Source organism: Pedobacter hiemivivus, from assembly GCF_005144565.1.
Classification (GTDB): Bacteria; Bacteroidota; Bacteroidia; order Sphingobacteriales; family Sphingobacteriaceae; genus Pedobacter; species Pedobacter hiemivivus.
In genome coordinates, this window is the sequence record NZ_SWDX01000002.1 from 601,259 (window position 1) to 620,748 (window position 19,490).

20 protein-coding genes are annotated in these 19,490 nt (G+C 39.5%); 12 read left to right on the forward strand and 8 right to left on the reverse strand.

Features of this window, described 5'->3' with window-relative positions:
- Positions 1-4: 4 nt before the first annotated feature.
- Positions 5-1,033, reverse strand: a complete 1,029-nt coding sequence (locus tag FBD94_RS05970) for an Atu2307/SP_0267 family LLM class monooxygenase (RefSeq protein WP_136879468.1) — start codon at positions 1,031-1,033, stop codon at positions 5-7.
- A gap of 128 nt (positions 1,034-1,161) precedes the next feature.
- Between FBD94_RS05970 and FBD94_RS05975 the strand changes: the two genes are divergently transcribed.
- The 3 genes from FBD94_RS05975 to FBD94_RS05985 all read left to right on the forward strand — a co-directional run bounded on the left by FBD94_RS05975 (position 1,162) and on the right by FBD94_RS05985 (position 5,939).
- Positions 1,162-2,004, forward strand: a complete 843-nt coding sequence (locus tag FBD94_RS05975; RefSeq protein WP_136879469.1) for a sigma-70 family RNA polymerase sigma factor — start codon at positions 1,162-1,164, stop codon at positions 2,002-2,004.
- A gap of 66 nt (positions 2,005-2,070) precedes the next feature.
- Positions 2,071-2,523 (forward strand): carboxymuconolactone decarboxylase family protein, encoded by a 453-nt coding sequence (locus FBD94_RS05980; protein ID WP_131606293.1) that lies wholly within the window; start codon positions 2,071-2,073, stop codon positions 2,521-2,523.
- A gap of 218 nt (positions 2,524-2,741) precedes the next feature.
- Positions 2,742-5,939 carry a PAS domain S-box protein gene (locus FBD94_RS05985; protein WP_136879470.1) on the forward strand — a complete coding sequence of 1,066 codons (3,198 nt, stop codon included), beginning with the start codon at positions 2,742-2,744 and terminating at the stop codon, positions 5,937-5,939.
- Here the strand turns inward: FBD94_RS05985 and FBD94_RS05990 are convergent.
- A complete protein-coding gene (locus FBD94_RS05990; protein WP_136879471.1) occupies positions 5,926-6,840 on the reverse strand; it encodes a LysR substrate-binding domain-containing protein in 915 nt (304 codons plus the stop codon). The genes FBD94_RS05985 and FBD94_RS05990 overlap by 14 nt on opposite strands.
- 76 nt (positions 6,841-6,916) lie before the next feature.
- Here FBD94_RS05990 and hutH point away from each other — a divergent pair, with 76 nt between their 5' ends.
- Positions 6,917-8,494, forward strand: coding sequence for a histidine ammonia-lyase (gene hutH, locus FBD94_RS05995; protein ID WP_136879472.1), 1,578 nt, complete (start codon positions 6,917-6,919; stop codon positions 8,492-8,494).
- A 39-nt stretch (positions 8,495-8,533) separates the two neighbouring features.
- The gene (locus FBD94_RS06000) at positions 8,534-10,534 is read left to right on the forward strand and encodes a urocanate hydratase (protein WP_136879473.1); all 2,001 of its coding nucleotides are present in this window, start codon (positions 8,534-8,536) and stop codon (positions 10,532-10,534) included.
- A gap of 6 nt (positions 10,535-10,540) precedes the next feature.
- On the opposite strand, the gene FBD94_RS06005 is transcribed toward FBD94_RS06000, so the two are convergent.
- The 5 genes from FBD94_RS06005 to FBD94_RS06025 all read right to left on the reverse strand — a co-directional run bounded on the left by FBD94_RS06005 (position 10,541) and on the right by FBD94_RS06025 (position 13,641).
- A complete protein-coding gene (locus FBD94_RS06005; protein WP_136879474.1) occupies positions 10,541-11,239 on the reverse strand; it encodes a zinc metallopeptidase in 699 nt (232 codons plus the stop codon).
- Between the two features lie 81 nt (positions 11,240-11,320).
- Positions 11,321-11,812: an SRPBCC family protein gene (locus tag FBD94_RS06010; protein ID WP_136879475.1), complete on the reverse strand. Its 492-nt coding sequence runs from the start codon at positions 11,810-11,812 to the stop codon at positions 11,321-11,323.
- Entirely contained in the window at positions 11,799-12,140 is a 342-nt protein-coding gene (locus FBD94_RS06015; protein ID WP_136879476.1) for an ArsR/SmtB family transcription factor, read from the reverse strand. The genes FBD94_RS06010 and FBD94_RS06015 overlap by 14 nt, the downstream gene beginning before the upstream one ends.
- A gap of 147 nt (positions 12,141-12,287) precedes the next feature.
- Positions 12,288-13,193 (reverse strand): sugar phosphate isomerase/epimerase family protein, encoded by a 906-nt coding sequence (locus tag FBD94_RS06020; RefSeq protein WP_131606277.1) that lies wholly within the window; start codon positions 13,191-13,193, stop codon positions 12,288-12,290.
- A 106-nt stretch (positions 13,194-13,299) separates the two neighbouring features.
- Positions 13,300-13,641 carry a hypothetical protein gene (locus FBD94_RS06025; protein ID WP_136879477.1) on the reverse strand — a complete coding sequence of 114 codons (342 nt, stop codon included), beginning with the start codon at positions 13,639-13,641 and terminating at the stop codon, positions 13,300-13,302.
- Positions 13,642-13,764: 123 nt separating this feature from the next.
- Between FBD94_RS06025 and FBD94_RS06030 the strand changes: the two genes are divergently transcribed.
- From FBD94_RS06030 to FBD94_RS06050, 5 genes are all read left to right on the forward strand, one after another.
- Positions 13,765-14,211, forward strand: a complete 447-nt coding sequence (locus FBD94_RS06030; RefSeq protein WP_136879478.1) for a KTSC domain-containing protein — start codon at positions 13,765-13,767, stop codon at positions 14,209-14,211.
- Between the two features lie 86 nt (positions 14,212-14,297).
- Positions 14,298-15,839 carry a glycoside hydrolase family 10 protein gene (locus tag FBD94_RS06035; protein ID WP_131606273.1) on the forward strand — a complete coding sequence of 514 codons (1,542 nt, stop codon included), beginning with the start codon at positions 14,298-14,300 and terminating at the stop codon, positions 15,837-15,839.
- Between the two features lie 66 nt (positions 15,840-15,905).
- Positions 15,906-16,355, forward strand: coding sequence for a GNAT family N-acetyltransferase (locus tag FBD94_RS06040; protein WP_136879479.1), 450 nt, complete (start codon positions 15,906-15,908; stop codon positions 16,353-16,355).
- A 300-nt stretch (positions 16,356-16,655) separates the two neighbouring features.
- Positions 16,656-16,991 (forward strand): hypothetical protein, encoded by a 336-nt coding sequence (locus FBD94_RS06045; RefSeq protein ID WP_235884384.1) that lies wholly within the window; start codon positions 16,656-16,658, stop codon positions 16,989-16,991.
- Positions 16,992-17,078: 87 nt separating this feature from the next.
- Positions 17,079-17,318, forward strand: a complete 240-nt coding sequence (locus FBD94_RS06050; protein WP_131606267.1) for a hypothetical protein — start codon at positions 17,079-17,081, stop codon at positions 17,316-17,318.
- On the opposite strand, the gene FBD94_RS06055 is transcribed toward FBD94_RS06050, so the two are convergent.
- On the reverse strand, positions 17,319-17,786 hold the full coding sequence (locus FBD94_RS06055) for an Lrp/AsnC family transcriptional regulator (protein WP_131606265.1): 468 nt from the start codon (positions 17,784-17,786) through the stop codon (positions 17,319-17,321). It abuts the gene before it with no gap.
- 179 nt (positions 17,787-17,965) lie between these two features.
- Between FBD94_RS06055 and FBD94_RS06060 the strand changes: the two genes are divergently transcribed.
- Both FBD94_RS06060 and FBD94_RS06065 read left to right on the forward strand, forming a co-directional pair.
- The gene (locus tag FBD94_RS06060) at positions 17,966-18,826 is read left to right on the forward strand and encodes a sigma-70 family RNA polymerase sigma factor (RefSeq protein ID WP_131606262.1); all 861 of its coding nucleotides are present in this window, start codon (positions 17,966-17,968) and stop codon (positions 18,824-18,826) included.
- A gap of 13 nt (positions 18,827-18,839) precedes the next feature.
- Positions 18,840-19,442 (forward strand): alpha-ketoglutarate-dependent dioxygenase AlkB family protein, encoded by a 603-nt coding sequence (locus FBD94_RS06065; RefSeq protein WP_136879480.1) that lies wholly within the window; start codon positions 18,840-18,842, stop codon positions 19,440-19,442.
- Positions 19,443-19,490: the final 48 nt, after the last annotated feature.

Below are 19,490 nucleotides of genomic sequence, written 5' to 3' on the forward strand. Positions count from 1 at the left end.
GTTTTTAACCGATTTCTTTTCTTATAACAGGTGCAATCTTGGTCCCAAACAGTTCAATTGTTTTTAGAATTTGTTTATGCGATATGGCTCCGGTTACCAATTGAGCAAGGAATCTTGTATTATGGAACAGTTCATATTGATGCATGATTTTATCTATAGCCTGTTGTGGATCTCCTACAACTAAAGGACCATCACTGCGCAGATATTCATATTGCTGTCTAGTCATGGGCGACCAACCCCTGTCTTTTCCTACGCGGTTCATTAACATTTCATAAGAAGGATAAAACTCATCTGCTGCTTTTTGCGAATCTTCGGCAACGTAAAACTGAGAGCTGATGGCTAATTGAAGCTTGCTGGCATCATGTCCGGCATCAGTAGCGGATTTGCGGTAAAGTTCAACGAAAGGAACAAATTGCTCTGGCGGACTGCCTAGTATGGCAATGGCCATTGGCAGATTGAGTTTTCCTGCACGTTGCGCAGACGCCGGTGTACCACCAACACCGATCCAAATTGGAATAGCTTGTTGTGCTGGACGAGGATAAACTCCTCTGTTTACAATGGATGCCCGGTGTTTTCCTTTCCAAGTCACCATTTCTTCTTCATTGATCTGCATGAATAAGCCTAGCTTCTCTGCAAAAAGCTCATCGTAGTCATGTAGGTTATAACCAAATAAGGGATAGGACTCTATAAAAGAACCACGACCGGCAATAATTTCCGCGCGTCCGTTAGAAATGAGGTCGACAGTGGCAAAGTTTTGAAAGGTGCGAACCGGGTCGGCAGAGCTTAATACAGTTACAGAACTAGATAATTTAATATTTTTTGTAATTGCCGCCGTTGCGGCCATCATAATTTCTGGAGCTGATATGACAAAATCAGGGCGATGGTGTTCACCAAAAGCAAATACATCGAGTCCAACTTCATCCGCCAGTTTTACTTCCTCTAATAATTCCTGTACCCTTTTTTGAGCATTTATCGCCTTTCCTGCTGTACCGTCTGGTTGTAACTCTCCGAAAGTGCTAATTCCTAATTCCATATGATTACTTTGTTGCAAAAGTATAAAGAAGATTAGAACCAATTTGTTTGGAACTAAGGCATGTCGATTTTATTATTAATTTAGACGCCCTAACGATGATCTGAAAGGGACGATTATCCAAAACCAAGATGAACACAGAATTGATTACGCGTTTAAGACCAACACTAAAAAACTATGCATACAACATTTGTGGTTCAGCAGAGGATGCGGAGGATGTTGTACAAGATGTATTACTGAAGTTTTTGGATTTGGAGCAAAGCCATATTGAAGATGCTAAATCATATCTGATCAGAATGGTGATTAATTGTGCGATCAATCAAAAGAAGAAGTTAAAAAAACAGGTGTTGAATTACCCGGGGGAGTGGCTTCCTGAACCAATGGCTACTGAAAGTGCAGATGCCGGTATCAATCGTAAAGAGTTGCTGTCGTATTCGTTGATGGTACTTTTAGAGAAGTTAAATCCCAGACAAAGAGCTGTCTATATTTTAAAAGAAGCATTTGATTACGATCATGCTGAAATTGCCGCGGTATTGGATATTAAGCCGGATCTTTCCAGACAATTGTTAACCAGGGCAAAGAAAAGCATTGGAGATCCAAAGGAGCTGACTGGTGGTAATGTGCCTGAGTCTTTTTTAACTAATTATATTAATGTCCTTCACGCTGGTGATATGAACAGGTTAGAGGCTATGCTGAATGAAGATATTGTGTCTATTTCTGATGGAGGTGGTAAGGCTCGTGCCGCTATCAATCCTGTACATGGTAAAAAATCTGTGGCCGCATTGCTGCAAGGTCTTTATACTAAGTTTTATGAGGATGCAGTTGTACGTCATGGACTAGTTAATCAGCAGCCAGCATTGTTTTATTACCTGAATGGCGTACTTGCAAAATGTATGATTTTTACAATCAAGGATGGTCAGGTCATTAGTGCTTATATCATCAGAAATCCCGATAAATTAAAAAACTTAAATTAATTCTATACATCTGTCACATTGTATTACTATTTTTTGTCTTGTTGTTGATTTTAAAAATATGGTACAATGGAACGAATTAAAAATAATGAACTGCCACAAGGATTAATGGGAGCAATGCATCATGTAGAGGCTTATCTTGAGAAGTCAGGTTTGGACCATCGTTTGTTGGAGCTCATGAGGTTAAGAGTTTCACAAATCAACGGTTGCGCTTATTGTTTAGATATGCATTCTAAAGAAGCTTTACATGCAGGGGAAAGTTTTCAAAGGCTTATCTCTGTCTCTGCATGGAGGGAGGCACCTTACTATACGCCAAAAGAACGTGCCGTACTTGAATTTGCAGAGTTGCTAACTTATATGAAAGCTGATGTTGAGGCCGATGAAATTCATGAAGTACTTTTAAGACATTTTAGCAAACAGGAAATTGCCAATCTTACGCTAGCTATTGCGCAGATTAATTCATGGAATCGTATAGTGAAATCAACCGGGGCTGTTGCCGGGAATTATCAGGTTAAACAGTAATTCTTGCCAGATATAATAGCATTTACTGCGCTAAATAACTGCAGTAAATGCTATTTTTTGGAAAAAATATAAAAATGTTCAATGGCGTAACTTTCTTTGAACAAGTGTTTTACAATGCCGGTAAATTGAATTTAATTAAATCAATATGATTTTTGAGGTGTTTTAGTTCAAATAATACTACATTCCGTTTAGTAATATGCGAAAGGTAAAGGACTAAAATGAAAAGAAAAGCAAGCTACTATAACTTATTTGAGCAGTCCCCATTGCCTATGTGGGTTTATGACGTAAATACATACTACTTTCTGGATGTGAATATTGCCGCCACAGTACTGTACGGATTTTCGAAAGAGGAGTTTTTAACAATGACGATAGCTGGGATAGTTCCAGCGGAAGATTTAGAGATCGCTAAAAATATTGTGAGGGAAAATGCTAAAACAGGAGAATCCTATAAAAATACTTTCAGACATGTAAAAAAAAACGGCGAGTTAATTTATGTGGAAGTCGAAAGTAGTCAGATTGAACTTGATGATAAACAAGCCAGAGTTGTTTTGGTACATGATATTACCAGGCGTTTAGCTGATCAGAAAGAGGTCATGGAGAGCATGGAAAGGTATAATATTGTTTCTCAGGCAACAAGTGACGTAATTTGGGATTATACGATTAGGACAGGTCAGTTAAGCTGGAACAAGGGAATAGAAGAGATTCTCAAGTACAGGGGGATAGGTTCCATTACAAATATAGACTGGTGGAAAAATAATATTCATCCTGAAGATCGAGAAAGGGTCGTTATAAAGTTTGACAGACACTTAGAGGAAGGACTAAAAAGATGGGAAGCTCAGTATCGTTTTTTATGTGGGGACGGTAATTATAAGCATATTTTAGATAAAGGTTATATCGGTTTAGATGATAAGGGATGCGCTTACCGGATGATCGGTGCAATGCAGGATGTCACTAAGGTTGTAGAGGAGGAACATTGGTCTAAGCTATTGGAATCTGTGGTGATCAATACTACTGATGGGGTTGTGATTACTGATACTGCTGAATCAGGTGCTGTTATTATTTACGTTAATGACGCATTGCTGAGTATGTCTGGTTTTAGTCGGGAAGAATTAATTGGAAAAGCCCCTGATGTTTTTCATGGTTACAACCATGCTCAACAAGGTTTAAGAAAAATTGATATCGCTATAAAAAACGGACTTTCATGTAATGTTGAATTGATTAATTATACCAAAAATGGGAAACCTTACGATGTAAGCATTAATATCTGTCCTGTGACTGACAATACCGGAACCATCACACACTGGGTATCTATCCAAAGAGACATTACCGAAAACAGAAACTATGTAAAGGAGATTGAGGATCAAAATAAAAAGCTAGTCGATATTGCCTGGATGCATTCGCATAAAGTGAGAGGGCCGCTAACACAGATCATGGCGCTGGTTGAATTACTGAAGGACCATAGTTCTATTGAAGACCAGAGTCTTTTACATGAATATCTATCAAAGTCAGCATTAGAATTGGATCACGCGATCTCTGATATTACGAAAAACACAGAACATGGCGCTTTTACGATGAATGAAAAGCGGTTTTATGCATTTATGGATGAATTGCCAGGGCTATGCTGGATTGCTGATGATGATAATTTTTTAAGATATGCCAATAAGTGTTTTTTTGATACACTCCATTTGAGCCCGGAAATAATAGGAAAGCCGCTCGAAGAGATTTTCGGTGAGGAGATCGCTAAGAGTGCACAATTAAATAATAAAGATGTGCTCAAATCTGGGGAAAACAAGGAATTTCACCAAACCGTAAGAGATCGAAACGGGCATCCCCAGTATTATAAAACCTATAAATTTCCTTTCAAAGACGGAGAAGGAGGAATGGTTGGCGCGGTAGCATTTAATGTGACTAAACGGATTAAGCTTGAGGAGGAACTTTATCAAAGTGAAGCTCAGTTTAAGCAGGCTTTTGAACACTCGCTCGTTGGGATGGCGCTGATTAGTCCCCAAGGGAAATGGGAAAGAGTAAATAGAAGTTTATGTCAGATGCTTGGCTACACGGAGCATGAAATGAAGGCGCTTAGTATTCAGGATCTGACTCATCCTGATGATCTTAAGGGGAGTCAAACCATATTAGAAGATTTGGCTCTGGGTAAGATTGAAGAAGTGAAATACGAAAAGAGATATCTACATAAAGATGGTAGTGCCATTTGGGTAATCATCGCAGCTACGATGCTTTATGACAGCGCAGGAAAAGCACTCCATTACGTATCGCAGATTGAAGACATTACCAAAAGAAAAGAAATCGAAAACGATCTGGTGCTGAGCGAAAAGAAGTACCGTACGATTTTTGAAAATGTGCAGGATGTATTTTATCAAACGAATCAGGAAGGTATTGTTACTGAAATCAGTCCTTCCATTTCCCATCATTCAGGTTATCTCCGTACAGAGATCATTGGAAAACCTGTAGGGGATTTTTACTACTATCTACAGGATCGCGAACGGATTATAGAACAGCTGCGCATTAACGGTGCTGTCATTGATTTTGAAGTCAGGCTTAAAACCAAAGATGAGGAGCTCCGCTACGCTTCGGTTAACGCAAAACTGAATGTAGAAAATGGTGTGATTACAGGTACTGAAGGTAGCATGAGAGATGTGACCAGGAGGAAGTTTCAGGAAAATGCATTACAAGCTTTAAATACCGAGCTTACCGCTTCAAATGAGCAAAAGAATAAACTCTTCTCGATTATTGGGCACGATTTGCGAAATCCAATATCAGGAAGTTTGCAATTGCTGGATTTGACGCTCAATGATTTTGAATCGAGTTCGGCAGATGAAGTACATTTATATCTTTCGATGATGAAAACCGAGTTGTCTAATGCTAATATATTGCTCGAAGATTTGCTTACCTGGGCAAAATCTCAGTTCAATGCGGTTAGCTTTAATCCTGTGGAGATTGAAGACCTTGCAGGCCTTATCGATAAGTGTATTCAGACGGTTTCTCCCATGGCTATTAAGAAAAACATTAACATCGTCCCTTGTTTCAAGGGAGATATTTTGCTTCATGCGGATATTGGAATGTTGGAAACAATTATTAGGAACTTGCTTTCTAATGCAGTTAAATTTACAGGTGCCGGAGGAAGTATTGGACTTAAAGCAGTAGGGAATGATAATGGTGTCCTCTTTTCTATTAAGGACAACGGACTCGGAATTCCAACACATAAGATCAATGAGCTGTTCAACAAGAATTCAAGCTATACCACTTTCGGTACTTCGGGCGAAAAGGGAACGGGCTTGGGTTTAAGTCTTTGCAATGATTTTGTGTTAAAACATGGTGGAGCTTTATGGGTAGAAAGTGAAGAGGGAGTAGGAACTACATTCTATTTTACCATTCCTGAGCTGCTTAAAGAGTCTTGAGTGCTTCATCCTCTTTTCCTTTAAGTACGATTTCTACTACATTTTTTAGTGCAGGATTTCTGTTCGATTCCTTCCAGGCGACATATAACTCCGTTCGCTGTGGAATATTTTTCAGCTCAATAAACTTAACATTTAAACTGTACCCATATTGTAAGGATGTGGGTACAATTGCTACTCCGAGTCCTTCCTCAACCAGCTTAAATATAGTGAGTGCATTTACTGATTTATGGAAGACTTTGGGGCGAAATCCTGCGTCCTCGCAAATGCTGGTTATCAGTTCATGGTAAAATGGACTGTCTTCGCTTGAAAAGAAGATAAATTGTTCCTGACTAAAATCTCGTACACTGTTAAAATTTGCTTGGTTTATGGGATGGTCCATAGGTAATACCATAGCGAAGGTATCCTGATGGATAAGGTGTCGGGAAATTCCTTCTGGTAAACGGTGTAGGCGGACAAATGCGAGGTCCAGCTTATCCTTTTCGAGCATTTCTACTTGTAGCCTGTTGGGCATTTCATCCAGAATAGTTTGTATTCCGGGGTATTCTTTGTTTAACCTGAGCACCAATTCTGGGACTACCTTCTGCGCTGCTGAACCTAAAAAACCAATGCGTAATTCTGTTTCTTTTCCCTGACTAATGTTTTCGAGCTGGCGCCTGATCGTTTCCAGATGGTTAAAAATAAAGTCTACCTCTTCTTTTAAATACAATCCAGCAGCAGTAAGCTCCACCTTTTTTTTGCTGCGGTCGAACAAGCTTACATTAAATATTTCTTCCATCTGCATGATTTGCCGGCTGAGGCCTGGCTGTGAGATAAATAAGAGTTCTGCTGCCTTTCTGAATTTTAATTCCTGTGCAAGAATCTGGAAATATTTCAAGTGACGTAGTTCTATTTGATAACTCATGGTTATTGGTTGATGATGTAATTGGTATTTATAAGTATCAAAGATAGGGGTTATATTTGTGTAAACGATTTTTGATATGAGTGTTAATCAGATTTTTAATTACGGTTCAGACTTCCTTACAGTCAGTAAAGCATTGGCAATTAGTAAAGGAACAATGAAAGGGGTTTTGAACCCTGAAACCCGTCAGAAGATAAAAGAAAGTAGTGCTATAGTTGAAAAAATAGCACTTGCAGATAAGCCAGTTTATGGCATTAATACGGGTTTTGGTCCATTGTGCACGGAAATGATTTCTGCAGAAGATACAAAAAAACTGCAGGAAAATATTCTTAAGAGCCACGCTGTAGGTGTTGGGGAAGCCATTGATGAAGAAATAGCTAGATTGATGTTGGTGCTAAAATTACAAGCACTTGCCAAGGGATATTCCGGTATTCAGGAAGCTACATTGGATCGGATGATCTGGCATTTGGAAATAGGGGCTATACCATTAGTTCCAAAGCAAGGTTCTGTGGGCGCTTCAGGTGATTTGGCACCTTTATCGCACCTTTTCCTGCCTTTAATCGGATTAGGAAAAGTGCATTATAAAGGGGCAGTTATGGCTACTGCTGACCTTTTAAAAGAACACCATCTTAAGCCAATAGCTTTAGGTGCCAAAGAAGGTTTGGCGCTAATTAATGGTACTCAGTTTATTGCAGCCCACGCGGTAAAAGTGGTGGCACGTTTTCACAATGTGTTGGCTACTGCGGATATTACTGCTGCCATGATGCTGGAAGGCTTGATGGGATCTGTGAAACCTTTTGACGAAGGATTACATAAGTTAAGACCATATGCGGGGAATCAACATGTGGCTGCCAATATCAGGAACCTTTTGGCAGATTCGGAGATCGTGAGTTCACATTTGGATTGTGCAAAAGTTCAGGATCCATATTCCTTGCGTTGTATTCCGCAGGTGCATGGGGCATCTAGAAATGCCTGGTTACACCTTAAAGATACGTTAGAAATAGAAATCAATTCGGTTACAGATAACCCGATTATCTTTAGTGAAGATAATACCATCAGTGGTGGGAATTTCCACGGACAGCCTATTGCTATGCCTTTAGATTATGCTTGTTTAGCGGCTTCCGAGATTGGCAATATCTCAGACCGTAGGATCTATCTTTCTTTGGAAGGAAATACGGAAGGTGTACCTAAATTGTTGATGAAGGAAACTGGTTTGAATTCGGGTTTCATGATTTTACAGTATACATCTGCGGCTTTGGCTAGCGAAAATAAAGGACTATGCTTTCCAGCAAGTGCTGATAGTATTCCTACTTCATTAGGGCAGGAAGATCATGTGAGTATGGGCTCTATCAGTGGAAGAAAAGCCTTACAGGTGATTGAAAATGTAGAGAAAATTTTAGGTATAGAACTCTTCTGTGCTGCGCAAGCGATGGATTACCATGCTCCATTAAAGTCTGGAAAAATCGTAACAGCTGTACATGAGTTTGTACGTTCTAAAATCGAGCACCTGGAGGAGGATCAGATCATGTATGAAATGATGGAAAAAGCGATAGAGATGGTGCAGTCAGGAACTATACTGCAAATAGCGACGGACATTGCTGCGCTGGAAAAAGTGCACTTTGCAACTGCGTTTGATACCCAGTTTGAAAATTTTTAATATCGAAACCTTAATAACTGAATCATAAATACAATTCCAATGAATTTTAAGGAGCAAATCTTACAGGGAATACCAGATCAATTGCCTGAAAAAAAGCCATATCATACACAAATTAGTCATGCCCCGGTACGTAAGGACATTTTAAACAAGGAGGAAAAGAAGCTAGCGCTTCGTAATGCTTTACGTTACTTCTCTGAGACCTGGCATGAGGAATTGGCTGCCGAATTTTTGGAGGAACTAAAAAACTACGGACGTATTTATATGTACCGCTTTAGGCCGGATTACGAGATGTATGCTCGTCCGGTACAAGAGTATCCATTTCAGAGTTTACATGCTGCGTGCATCATGTTGATGATTCAAAATAACCTTGACCCGGCAATTGCTCAACATCCGCATGAATTGATTACTTATGGTGGGAATGGGGGTGTTTTTCAGAATTGGGCGCAATACCTGCTTACGATGCAATATCTAGGTAGAATGACAGATGAGCAAACCTTGAATATGTACAGTGGACATCCCCAAGGCTTATTTCCTTCTTCTTCTTCTGCTCCACGTGTTGTAGTAACAAATGGGATGATGATTCCTAATTATTCTTCTCCAGATGATTTAGAGAAGTACAGTGCACTAGGGGTAACACAATACGGACAAATGACGGCTGGTTCTTATATGTATATTGGTCCGCAAGGCATTGTACATGGTACTACAATTACGCTAATGAATGCTTTTAGGAAGAAATTGGGCGCAGCTCAAAGTCCGGCAGGCCGGATTTTTCTGACCGCTGGTTTGGGCGGGATGAGCGGTGCACAGCCTAAAGCTGGAACCATTAGTGGTTGTATCACTGTATGTGCTGAAATAAACCCAAAAGCTGCCCGTAAAAGGCATGAGCAGGGATGGGTAGATGAGTTACTGGAAGATTTGGACGGATTGGTTGCAAGGATTAAAACTGCGCAAGCTGTAAAAGAAACGGTATCTCTTGCCTACATTGGGAATGTAGTTGATGTATGGGAGCGTTTTGATGAGGCAGGTGTTTTTGTGGAGATTGGATCAGATCAAACTTCATTACATAACCCATGGTCTGGTGGCTATTATCCGGTAGGTCTTAGTTACGAGGAATCGAATGCAATGATGGCTGCTGAACCAGAGCGTTTTAAAGAACAGGTTAAGGCTTCTTTGGTCAGACATGCGGCTTCAGTAAATAGACATACTTCAAAAGGTACTTACTTTTTTGATTATGGAAATGCTTTTTTATTGGAATGTAGCAGGGCAGGAGCCGATGTAATGGCTGCCAATGGAATAGATTTTAAATATCCATCTTATGTCGAGGATATTTTAGGACCGATGTGTTTTGACTATGGTTTTGGTCCTTTTAGATGGGTTTGTACTTCCGGCAATCCAGGAGATTTAAAAATCACAGATCAGCTGGCTTGTGAAGTGATGCAGGAGATCAAAGAAGAGGCACCAGCAGAAATACAACAACAACTACAAGATAATATCATCTGGATAAAAGAAGCGGCAGCGAATAAGCTCGTTGTCGGTTCGCAGGCTAGGATTTTATATGCGGATGCTGAAGGACGTGCTAAAATCGCCCTGCGCTTTAATGAAGCGGTAAATTCAGGTCGTTTAACTGCCCCTGTAGTATTGGGTAGGGACCATCACGATGTGAGCGGAACAGATTCTCCTTTCAGGGAAACCAGCAATATTTATGATGGAAGTCGTTTTACCGCTGATATGGCTATTCATAATGTGATAGGTGATAGTTTTAGAGGGGCAACCTGGGTATCGATCCACAATGGAGGTGGTGTAGGCTGGGGAGAAGTGATTAATGGTGGCTTCGGAATGGTGCTTGATGGAACAGAGGCTGCAGCTGGAAAGCTAAAAAGTATGCTGTTTTTTGATGTAAATAATGGAATTGCCAGGAGAAGCTGGGCCAGAAATAAGGAAGCCCGCTTTGCTATAGCCAGAGAAATGGAAAGGACGCCAACATTGAATGTCACTATGCCACATTTGGTTGACGATAGTTTGTTGGATAGTCTGTTATAAAGTTAATTAGTGCCGGTCTCTGCTGTTTACAAAAAGTAGGATATAATAGAGTAAAGTTGCAATTGAGCTAATTGCAGCTACGACGTAGGTACGTGCAGCCCATTTGAGTGCATCTGCTGCCTTATCATGTTCGGCAGGGGTGGTGATGTTACTTTTTTCAAGCCAGCTTAAAGCGCGGTTGCTAGCATCGTATTCAACAGGCAGCGTAATGATGGTGAAAAGTGTAGTGATAGCAAATAGGGCTATCCCTACAAGTAAAATTGTAGGATTTGCGCTTCCTACTAAAAGTCCGAGCCCCGCGAGTATGATCCATTGGGAAAGTTGTGAGCTGATATTAACTATAGGGACAATTGCACTACGGAAAGTCAGCATGCTATAAGCAGTAGCATGTTGCACGGCATGGCCACACTCATGCGCAGCAACAGCTGCCGCTGATATACTCCTTCCCTCATACACATCGGGGCTCAGATTTACAGTTTTATCTTGTGGATTATAATGATCACTTAAATGGCCAGGTACAGAGGTGACGTGCACATCATAAATACCATTGTCTGCCAGCATTTTTTCTGCAATTTCTCTGCCGCTCATGCCATTTCTGAGTCCAATCTGGCTATACTCCTTAAATTTACTTTTGAGCTTGTTGCTTACAATCAGCCCAACTATAAACATAATGCCTGCAATCAGGTAGTAACCCATTAACCCCATATCTTCTTATCGTTTTCGTGATCGTTTTATCAATAACAATCGAATTCGAAATTGGTTCGGAATGTGGAAGGTTTTATGATACTATGTTAACAATATTGCATCCAGTCGTTTAAACATTTTGATCCAGCTTTGGTAAGCACCGGTTTGTTTTGCATCTGCTTCAGAAACGGTTTGATGAATAGAAAGCTTGGTCTGGTTTCCAATTGTTTTGAAAGTAACGGTTGTTAACGTTTCTTCAGGCCAATCATCTGGTTTTCCTGCTTCGGTGGCGCCAACATTATGACCGTTCTCATTGGTTAATATCATAGAGAAGACCAGCTTTTCGGGGAAAGTAACTTCTTTATAAAAGCCCTTTATCCAGCATTCACCATGTACAGGATCGTGAATACAAGAATGAAAGGTACCACCCTGTTTAACATCTATTGATTTGAATTCAATAGTACAGCCATCGGGGGCATACCAGTGTATTAATTTTTCAGGATCTGTCCAGGCTTCAAAAACAAGTTCTCTGGGGGCATTGAAGAGGTGGGTAATAAACAGCTCTTTTTCTTGTTGTTTGTTATTTTGCTCCATCTTGCTGGTTTTTGGTTTGTAATTCGTTCAAATAGGTATCCAATTTTTCAAATTTGCTAATCCATTGTTTTCTAGATTGCTCAATCCAACTGGTTACTTCATTAAGCTGACCAAGCTGGGCCTCGCAATAGCGTTCACGTCCCTTTTGGGTAATGACAACTAATCCACACTCGGTAAGGATTTGGATGTGTTTTGAAACTGCCTGTCGACTGATGTCGAAAGATTCAGCTATTGAATTTAGATTGAGTGACCCTTGGGCGATTCTTTGAATAATCTCCCGGCGGGTGGGATCGGCTATGGCCTGGAATACATCTCTTCTTGTTATCATTGCGCAACTATTTGATTGCAAATATAAGCGCAATCATTTAATTGCGCAAGTGTTTTGCTTTTTTATTGTAGGACCAATAAAATACAATGGGTTAGATACTAGCCCGTTGAACCTCTTTGCTATTACAGTTTAGAATATGTAGTGTATTTAAATCTTTACTTTTAAGGTGTTCATTAAATAGTCGCGTGTAATCTGGCCACTTTGCAGGGGTGTACGGTCCTTTACAGGAACGGCATCCAGCTCAACAATTGCGTACCCGTTGTAGTTTATATTTTTTAAGGTGGCGAGTACAGCAGGTAGATCAACACGACCCTGGCCAAGTTCTACAAAAATATAGCCTTTAGTATCAGTAGTGTTTTTTACATCCTTGATGTGTAGGCAATCTAATCGTTTTTTGTATTTCAATATTGCCGCTACAGGATCTCCTCCACCTTGTTGATAATGGGCTATATCCAGTAAAAGTTTAACATATTTCGGATCCGAATGCTGCAAAATTATATCTACTTCTTCTGGTGTTTGTCCGAGTTGTCCCATATGGTTATGGTAAGTTGTTTTTATTCCAATAGCGGCAGTTTGCTTCCCAATTTCAGTTAACAGTTTTGCATATTTTATGAGGTCTTCATTTGTTACTGTACCCGATTTTGGGCGTGAAGAATTGGTAACCTGTATGCTGTCGCCCCCCAGAAGTTTAACAAAGCGAGCACTTGCTATATGTTTGGCAATTTCGGCTTCATCATTACCGGTATTTATGTTTGCATTGCCACTCGAATACATGGCTAGTTTTAAATTTGCGTCTTTGAGCAACTTGATGAGTTCGTCCGGTTTCTGGCCAAATTCAGTAAAAGCATTGGCCCTTAGCTGGATTCCTTTAAAACCGAGTGAAGATATATCCTGAATGGATTGTTTAATATTATTGCCCCAGGTGATGGCAGCGTAGCCATATTGAATCGCAATAGGGGAGTGTGCTGCTGCAAACAAGTTGGAAGATGCCAATAAAGGTGCGGCAGATAGTAGGCTGATTTGGGTAAGAAAACTACGACGTGATTGTTTCATGTGTTCTTTTTTAGCGGGTTGAGGTGTTAATATACGTTGAATTTTTTTTAAGCAAAAAAAGAGGTGCCGTAAGCACCTCTCCTGAAATTGAATTTCTAACTAAAATTTATTTATTTTTCTTTACCGCTTTATTTGCTTTATATCGCATATCAGGTGTGCCATCTTTTTTAGTTGGGGCAGTGGTAGGTTTTACTACAGCTTTGGCTTTATTTTCTTTAAGACGCATATCTGGCGTACCATCTTTTTTCAAGCCCTCTACTTTTGTTTTAGTAGTTACATTTGCTGCTGGAGTAGCTTTAACTCCTTTTTTTACCGGCGTAGTAACTGTTTTAACTTCTTTTTTTACCACTTTTTTTGCTGTTGGAGTATGTACAGCAGCTGGTGTTTGAGCAAATGTGGTAGTTAAACCTAATGCCATAATTGCGATTAATCCTAATAACTTTTTCATGATTTCTGTTTTTATTTTTATTCGTTAATTGTACTGTAAAGTTTGAATATTCAAATGAAGATTACATGAAGATGAGTAAGATGCTTGTGTTAAAGTAAATATGCTTACCTTTGCGCAAATTTTATGAAGAAGATCACTGATTACAGAAAACTATTAGGTGTACAAAAGGATGCCGAATTAAAGGAATTGAAATCCATTTACAGGAATTTAATGAAAGACTGGCACCCTGATAAATTTCAGGACAGCGAAGAAGCTAAACTTGATGCCGAAGCTAAAAGTAAGGAAATCATTGAAGCTTATCATTTCCTGGTAAGTATAGCGCCAGAAACGCTTGCGCTTTCTATTGATGAATATACACAAACTACTGCTACTTGTGGTATTGCCGATTACAATTGGGCTGGTTTAGTACTTACTGTGCACTTTTTGGATGGTAGTGCTTATGAATATTTTGGTGTGCCTAAAGCCGTTTATGTGAAGTTGGTAAATGCTGATTCACCAGGAAGGTTTGCACGTCGCCATATTTTTGGTTCTTTTTCTTACAGAAATATTGCCAAATTACAAACGGCTTAATGCCGTATAAAAAATACTTTACTTATAGGTTAAGATAAATAATAGTTTGTAGCTTTGGTATAACATACGATAAAAGCTACGAACTATTGAAAATATCACTTAAAAATCTTGAAAAAGGGCTGCTGGCATTATCTTGCTGCAGCCTGTTTTTATTTTATTCCTGCGGTACAAGCAAAAAGGTTAAAACTTCGACTGCCGAAACTAAGTCTGTTATTGTTGATAGGCCCCAAGTTGCCAAGGAATTCAGGGCAGCATGGGTAGCCTCTGTTGCCAATATCAACTGGCCCTCTAAGTCCGGTTTAAGTACCGCTGAGCAACAGAAAGAAGCCATCTTTCTGCTTGATTTTTTAAAAAAGAATAATTTTAATGCGGTGATATTTCAGGTTAGGCCACAAGCTGATGCCTTTTATAAAAGCAATTTGGAGCCTTGGTCTGTTTTTCTAAGTGGTAAACAGGGGCAAGCACCTAATCCTTATTATGATCCGCTACAGTTTTGGATTGAAGCGGCGCATGATCGTGGATTAGAGCTTCATGTATGGCTTAATCCTTATCGTGCACACCATACTTCGGGTAAAGTGATTAGCGATCAATCTATCGTTAAGAAAAGACCTGATATGGTACTGAAGTTGAAAGATGGCCAGTACTGGATGGACCCATCAAATAAGGCCACTCAGGACCACGCTTCGGCGGTGGTAAAGGATATTGTAAAACGTTACGATATTGATGGGGTACATTTTGATGATTATTTCTATCCCTATGAGTCTTATAACGGTGGTGCTGATTTTCCGGATGAGGTAAGTTGGGCGGCTTACCTGAAAAGCGGGGGTAAGCTAGGTAGAGGTGATTGGCGCCGACAAAGCGTAAACCAGTTTATAGAGCGAGTTTATAAAGAGATTAAGGCTGAAAAGAAATATGTGAAGTTTGGTCTGAGTCCATTTGGTGTTTGGAAGCCAGGTTACCCAGCGTCAATTGAAGGTTTGGATCAATACAATAAGCTATATGCTGATGCGAAGCTTTGGTTAAACAAGGGTTGGATTGATTATTTTATGCCGCAGTTGTACTGGTCTATTAATAATGCTCCACAAAGTTTTCCGGTATTACTGGGCTGGTGGGCGTCTGAAAATACCATGAATAGACACTTGTGGCCTGGGATGAATGTCGGATTGGGTGGTGATGATAAGAACGTAGACGAGATTGTAAATCAGATCATGATCACACGTGGTATGTTGCCTAATAGTCCGGGTGCTGCACACTGGAGTATTGCTGGATTAACTAAGCATGAGAAACTGATTAAAGGTATTGCTGAAGGTCCTTATAAAAAGCATGCGCTTGTTCCGGCTAGTTCCTGGTTGGATGATAAAGCACCGGCTGCACCTGATGTTAGAACCGAATTAAAACAGGGGCAGTGGAAGCTTAGCTGGAATGGTGTCGAAGCTAAAGATGTATTTAGGTGGGTGGTGTACGCTCAATATGGCAATAACTGGAGTTATGTAATTCTGAACCGTAATGACCGCTATTTGATTAAATCAGCTTTAGAGGGTGGTGCTAAGTTAAATAAGGTTGCTGTAACTGCGGTTGATCGCACTGGAAACGAAAGCTTGTTTAGAGAGGTTGTATTGGCAAAATAGGAAATTGCTATGGTCGTAAAATCATATATTTATTTACATTTAAAATATTGTTAATCGTTTTGACCTATGATTGCCTTTGTACGTACTGACTCAACAAACCAAGATTTCATTGATCTGGTAAAATTATTAGACAAGGATCTGGCTGTGAGAGATGGTGAAGAACATTCATTTTATGCTCAGTTTAATAAAATTGATTTGATTGAAAATGTTGTTGTTGCTTACGAGAATGAGAAAGCTGTAGGTTGTGGCGCATTCAAATACTTTGATGACCTTACTGCCGAGATCAAGAGGATGTATGTACTGGAGACTGCAAGAGGAAAAAAGGTAGCTAGCAAAGTTTTAATTGAACTTGAAGCTTGGGCTAAAGAAATGGCTTTTAATAAAACTATTTTAGAAACCGGGATTCGCCAGCCCGAAGCTATTGGCTTATATGGAAAAATGGGCTATGCTATTATTCCTAATTACGGCCAATATGAGGGCGTGGAGAATAGTGTTTGTTTCGAGAAGGCATTGTAGTTTAGCTCTTATTCTAAGTGGTTTGCTTTAACTTATTTCGCTCTTTTTGTAGATTATAATCCATCTGTAGTCTTAACCAAAATTCAGCAGGTATTTCTAGTTCCATCTCTAGTCTCAATGCTATGTATGCTGTGATATTACGGTAAAATCTGATATTTATTTATGACCTGAAAAAGAGGAGTGCGATAAAAAACAAACGAACTAACATTTTTAGATTTACAGGTAAGAGTAAAAAGGCATACCAAACGGGAAGATAGCTATCATGAGTTGGAGTTGCTGGGCTTTCCCCTCAGCCTTTCTATGTTTGACCTTTTAAAAACTGATTACAGAGCAGATGTACGCACAGATAACTTAATCAGCTATGTTGGTCAAACTGTAAAAATGGCAGGCTTGTATGTTTGCGAAAAAACTGTACACGCAAAGAACAATAAAAAGATGTGGTTTGGTACTTTTCTGGATGCAGATGGGAATTTCTTTGATACCACACATTTTCCAAACTATACATCGATCTATCCTTTTAGAGGAAAAGGCTGCTATTTGATATTAGGTAAAGTGGTGGAGGACTTTGGTTTTCCAAGTATTGAAGTGATTCGTTTTGCCAAATTACCAATTAAGGAGAACCCTGTATTGGAGTAAAATAAGACATAAGTAAGGGATAGCTGGTAAATACTACTGATAATTAGGTGAGTTACCCTTTTAATAGTGTAGGTTTGATTAAAAAAAATGGAAGATTTAAGACACAATATAAATCCAAATGATTTAACGCAAATGCATAAGTTAACAGATCCTGAGCCTGCACTTAGAATAGGAGAGACTGTTGAATATGATGAGGATTATAATGGGGCAATACCTTCGTTAGATAGATTTAAAAAATATCTGGATCGTTTTTATGAATACAAACTGATCAAGGGTAAAGAAAATCCTGTTGATTTTCCTCTGTATCAAATAACTGCAATTAAGTAATTAAAGTGGGTATGCGGTTTCTGTTTTAATTTCAGACATCACAAAGAAACTTTGAACAGTGCCAATATTGCTCAGCTGTGCCAGTTTGCTTCTTAAAAAATTATGATAGGCATCCATGTCTGAGATCACAATCCTCAGGATGAAATCAAAGGCCCCGGTCATGTGATAACACTCCATGACTTCAGGGAATTTTACGACCTCTTTTTCAAAACTGCTTAATGCGCTATCGGTATGCTCCTTAAGCTGTACCTGAGAGTAAGCAATCAGGCTTTTACCAATTTTCTTCCCATCCACGATAGCAACCGAGCGTTTAATGTATCCTTCGGATTTCAATCTTCTCACCCTTTCGTGGATGGTTGCGGTGGATTTGTTCAGTTCCAACGCCAATTGCTTGTTACTCAATAGTGCATCCTGTTGTAAAAGTCTTAAAATTCCGATGTCTGTCTTGTCTAGGTTTGGAGGATTCATTACCAGTTGATTAGATGAAAGTGTGTATCGTACACTGAGATTTCGAAACTAATAAAAAAATGGCTATTTAAAATACGATTTCCGTAAAAAGTGTAATTTTTTTTAACTATTTCCGTAAAATAATCGGAAATGATGTATATCCATTGATCTAAAAATCATTTCTTCTGACCTTGCTTGCGATGAGACAATTAAAGATAGAGCAGTCCATTACCAACAGGGATTCGGACTCAATCGAAAAATACTTGTATGATATTGCAAGAATTGACCTGCTGAACGTCGAAGAAGAGATCGTGCTGGCACAGAAGATCAGGAATGGGGATCAACTGGCATTGGACCGGCTGGTAAAGTCTAATCTTCGTTTTGTAGTTTCGGTAGCTAAGAAATACCAGAACCAGGGCATTCGGCTTTCAGATCTGATTGCTGAAGGGAACTTAGGGTTGATTAAAGCGGCCCAACGTTTTGATGAAACCAAAGGTTTTAAGTTCATTTCTTTTGCGGTATGGTGGATTCGTCAGAGTATTATGTTGGCTATAGCAGAACAAAAAAGAATGGTTCGTTTGCCTGCAAACCAAATTGGTGGTATTATGAGGATCAATAAGGCCATGAGTGAATTGGAGCAGCGTTTGGAAAGAATACCAAGTTTGGAAGAGGTTTGTGAGTTTATCGAATTATCGGAAGAAAAGGTGGTTGACTATCTACACCATGCACCTATGACCACTTCTCTGGACGCAGTGATTGCCGAAGAGTCTGGTTATACACTGGCCGAAACCATTGAAGATACTAACACGGAGAAGACGGATACCATGGTGTTGCAAAGCTCTGTTTCGGTTGATATAAAGCGCCTAATGAAAAGATTACCCGAGCGTGAAAAGGAAATACTATCTATGTTTTATGGACTGGGTGGGAATACCGCTATCGGTTTGGACGAGATTGGCTGTAAAATGAAACTGGGTAAAGAACGCGTGAGGCAGATTAAAGATAAGGCCCTAAAAACGTTACGATCAGAAAAACCAAAAGCATACATGATGGAATATATCTAGTATATTTACTAGTATGGACAAGTCACTGTATCTGGATTATCTAAATCTGTTGCCAATTCCAGGAGAGGTATTTTTTTACCCTGATTTCTTTAATGAAGAAGAGAGTGATAAATATTTTGATTACTTGAATACAACTGTCGACTGGAAACAAGGATCTATTCAGGTATTTGGTGAAATGGTGTTGCAATCGCGTTTTACGGCGTTTTACGGTGATGAGGGTGTAAGTTACGGCTACTCAGGAATTACGATGAATGCATTGCCCTGGACAGATGTGCTACAGCGCATTAAACAGGATATAGCCCATAAATTTGATGTAAAATTTAACAGTTGTCAGCTTAGCTATTACCGCAACGGTGAAGATAGTTTGGGCTGGCATCGTGATCATGGAAGGGATCTAGGGAAGTATCCTTTTATTGCTTCTGTGAGCTTTGGTGCATCAAGAATATTTCAATTCAGGAATTATAAAGATAAAATTCCTATCATTTCAGTTGAGCTTACACACGGTAGTTTACTGGTTATGAAAGCTGAAACACAGCATTTATGGGAACATAGGCTTCCTAAAACAGTGATTCCGACCACCCCTCGCATCAATTTAACTTTTCGACTCATTAAATAATATTTGTTGTATTTTAGTCAGAAAGTAGATATGCTTTTGTAAATATAT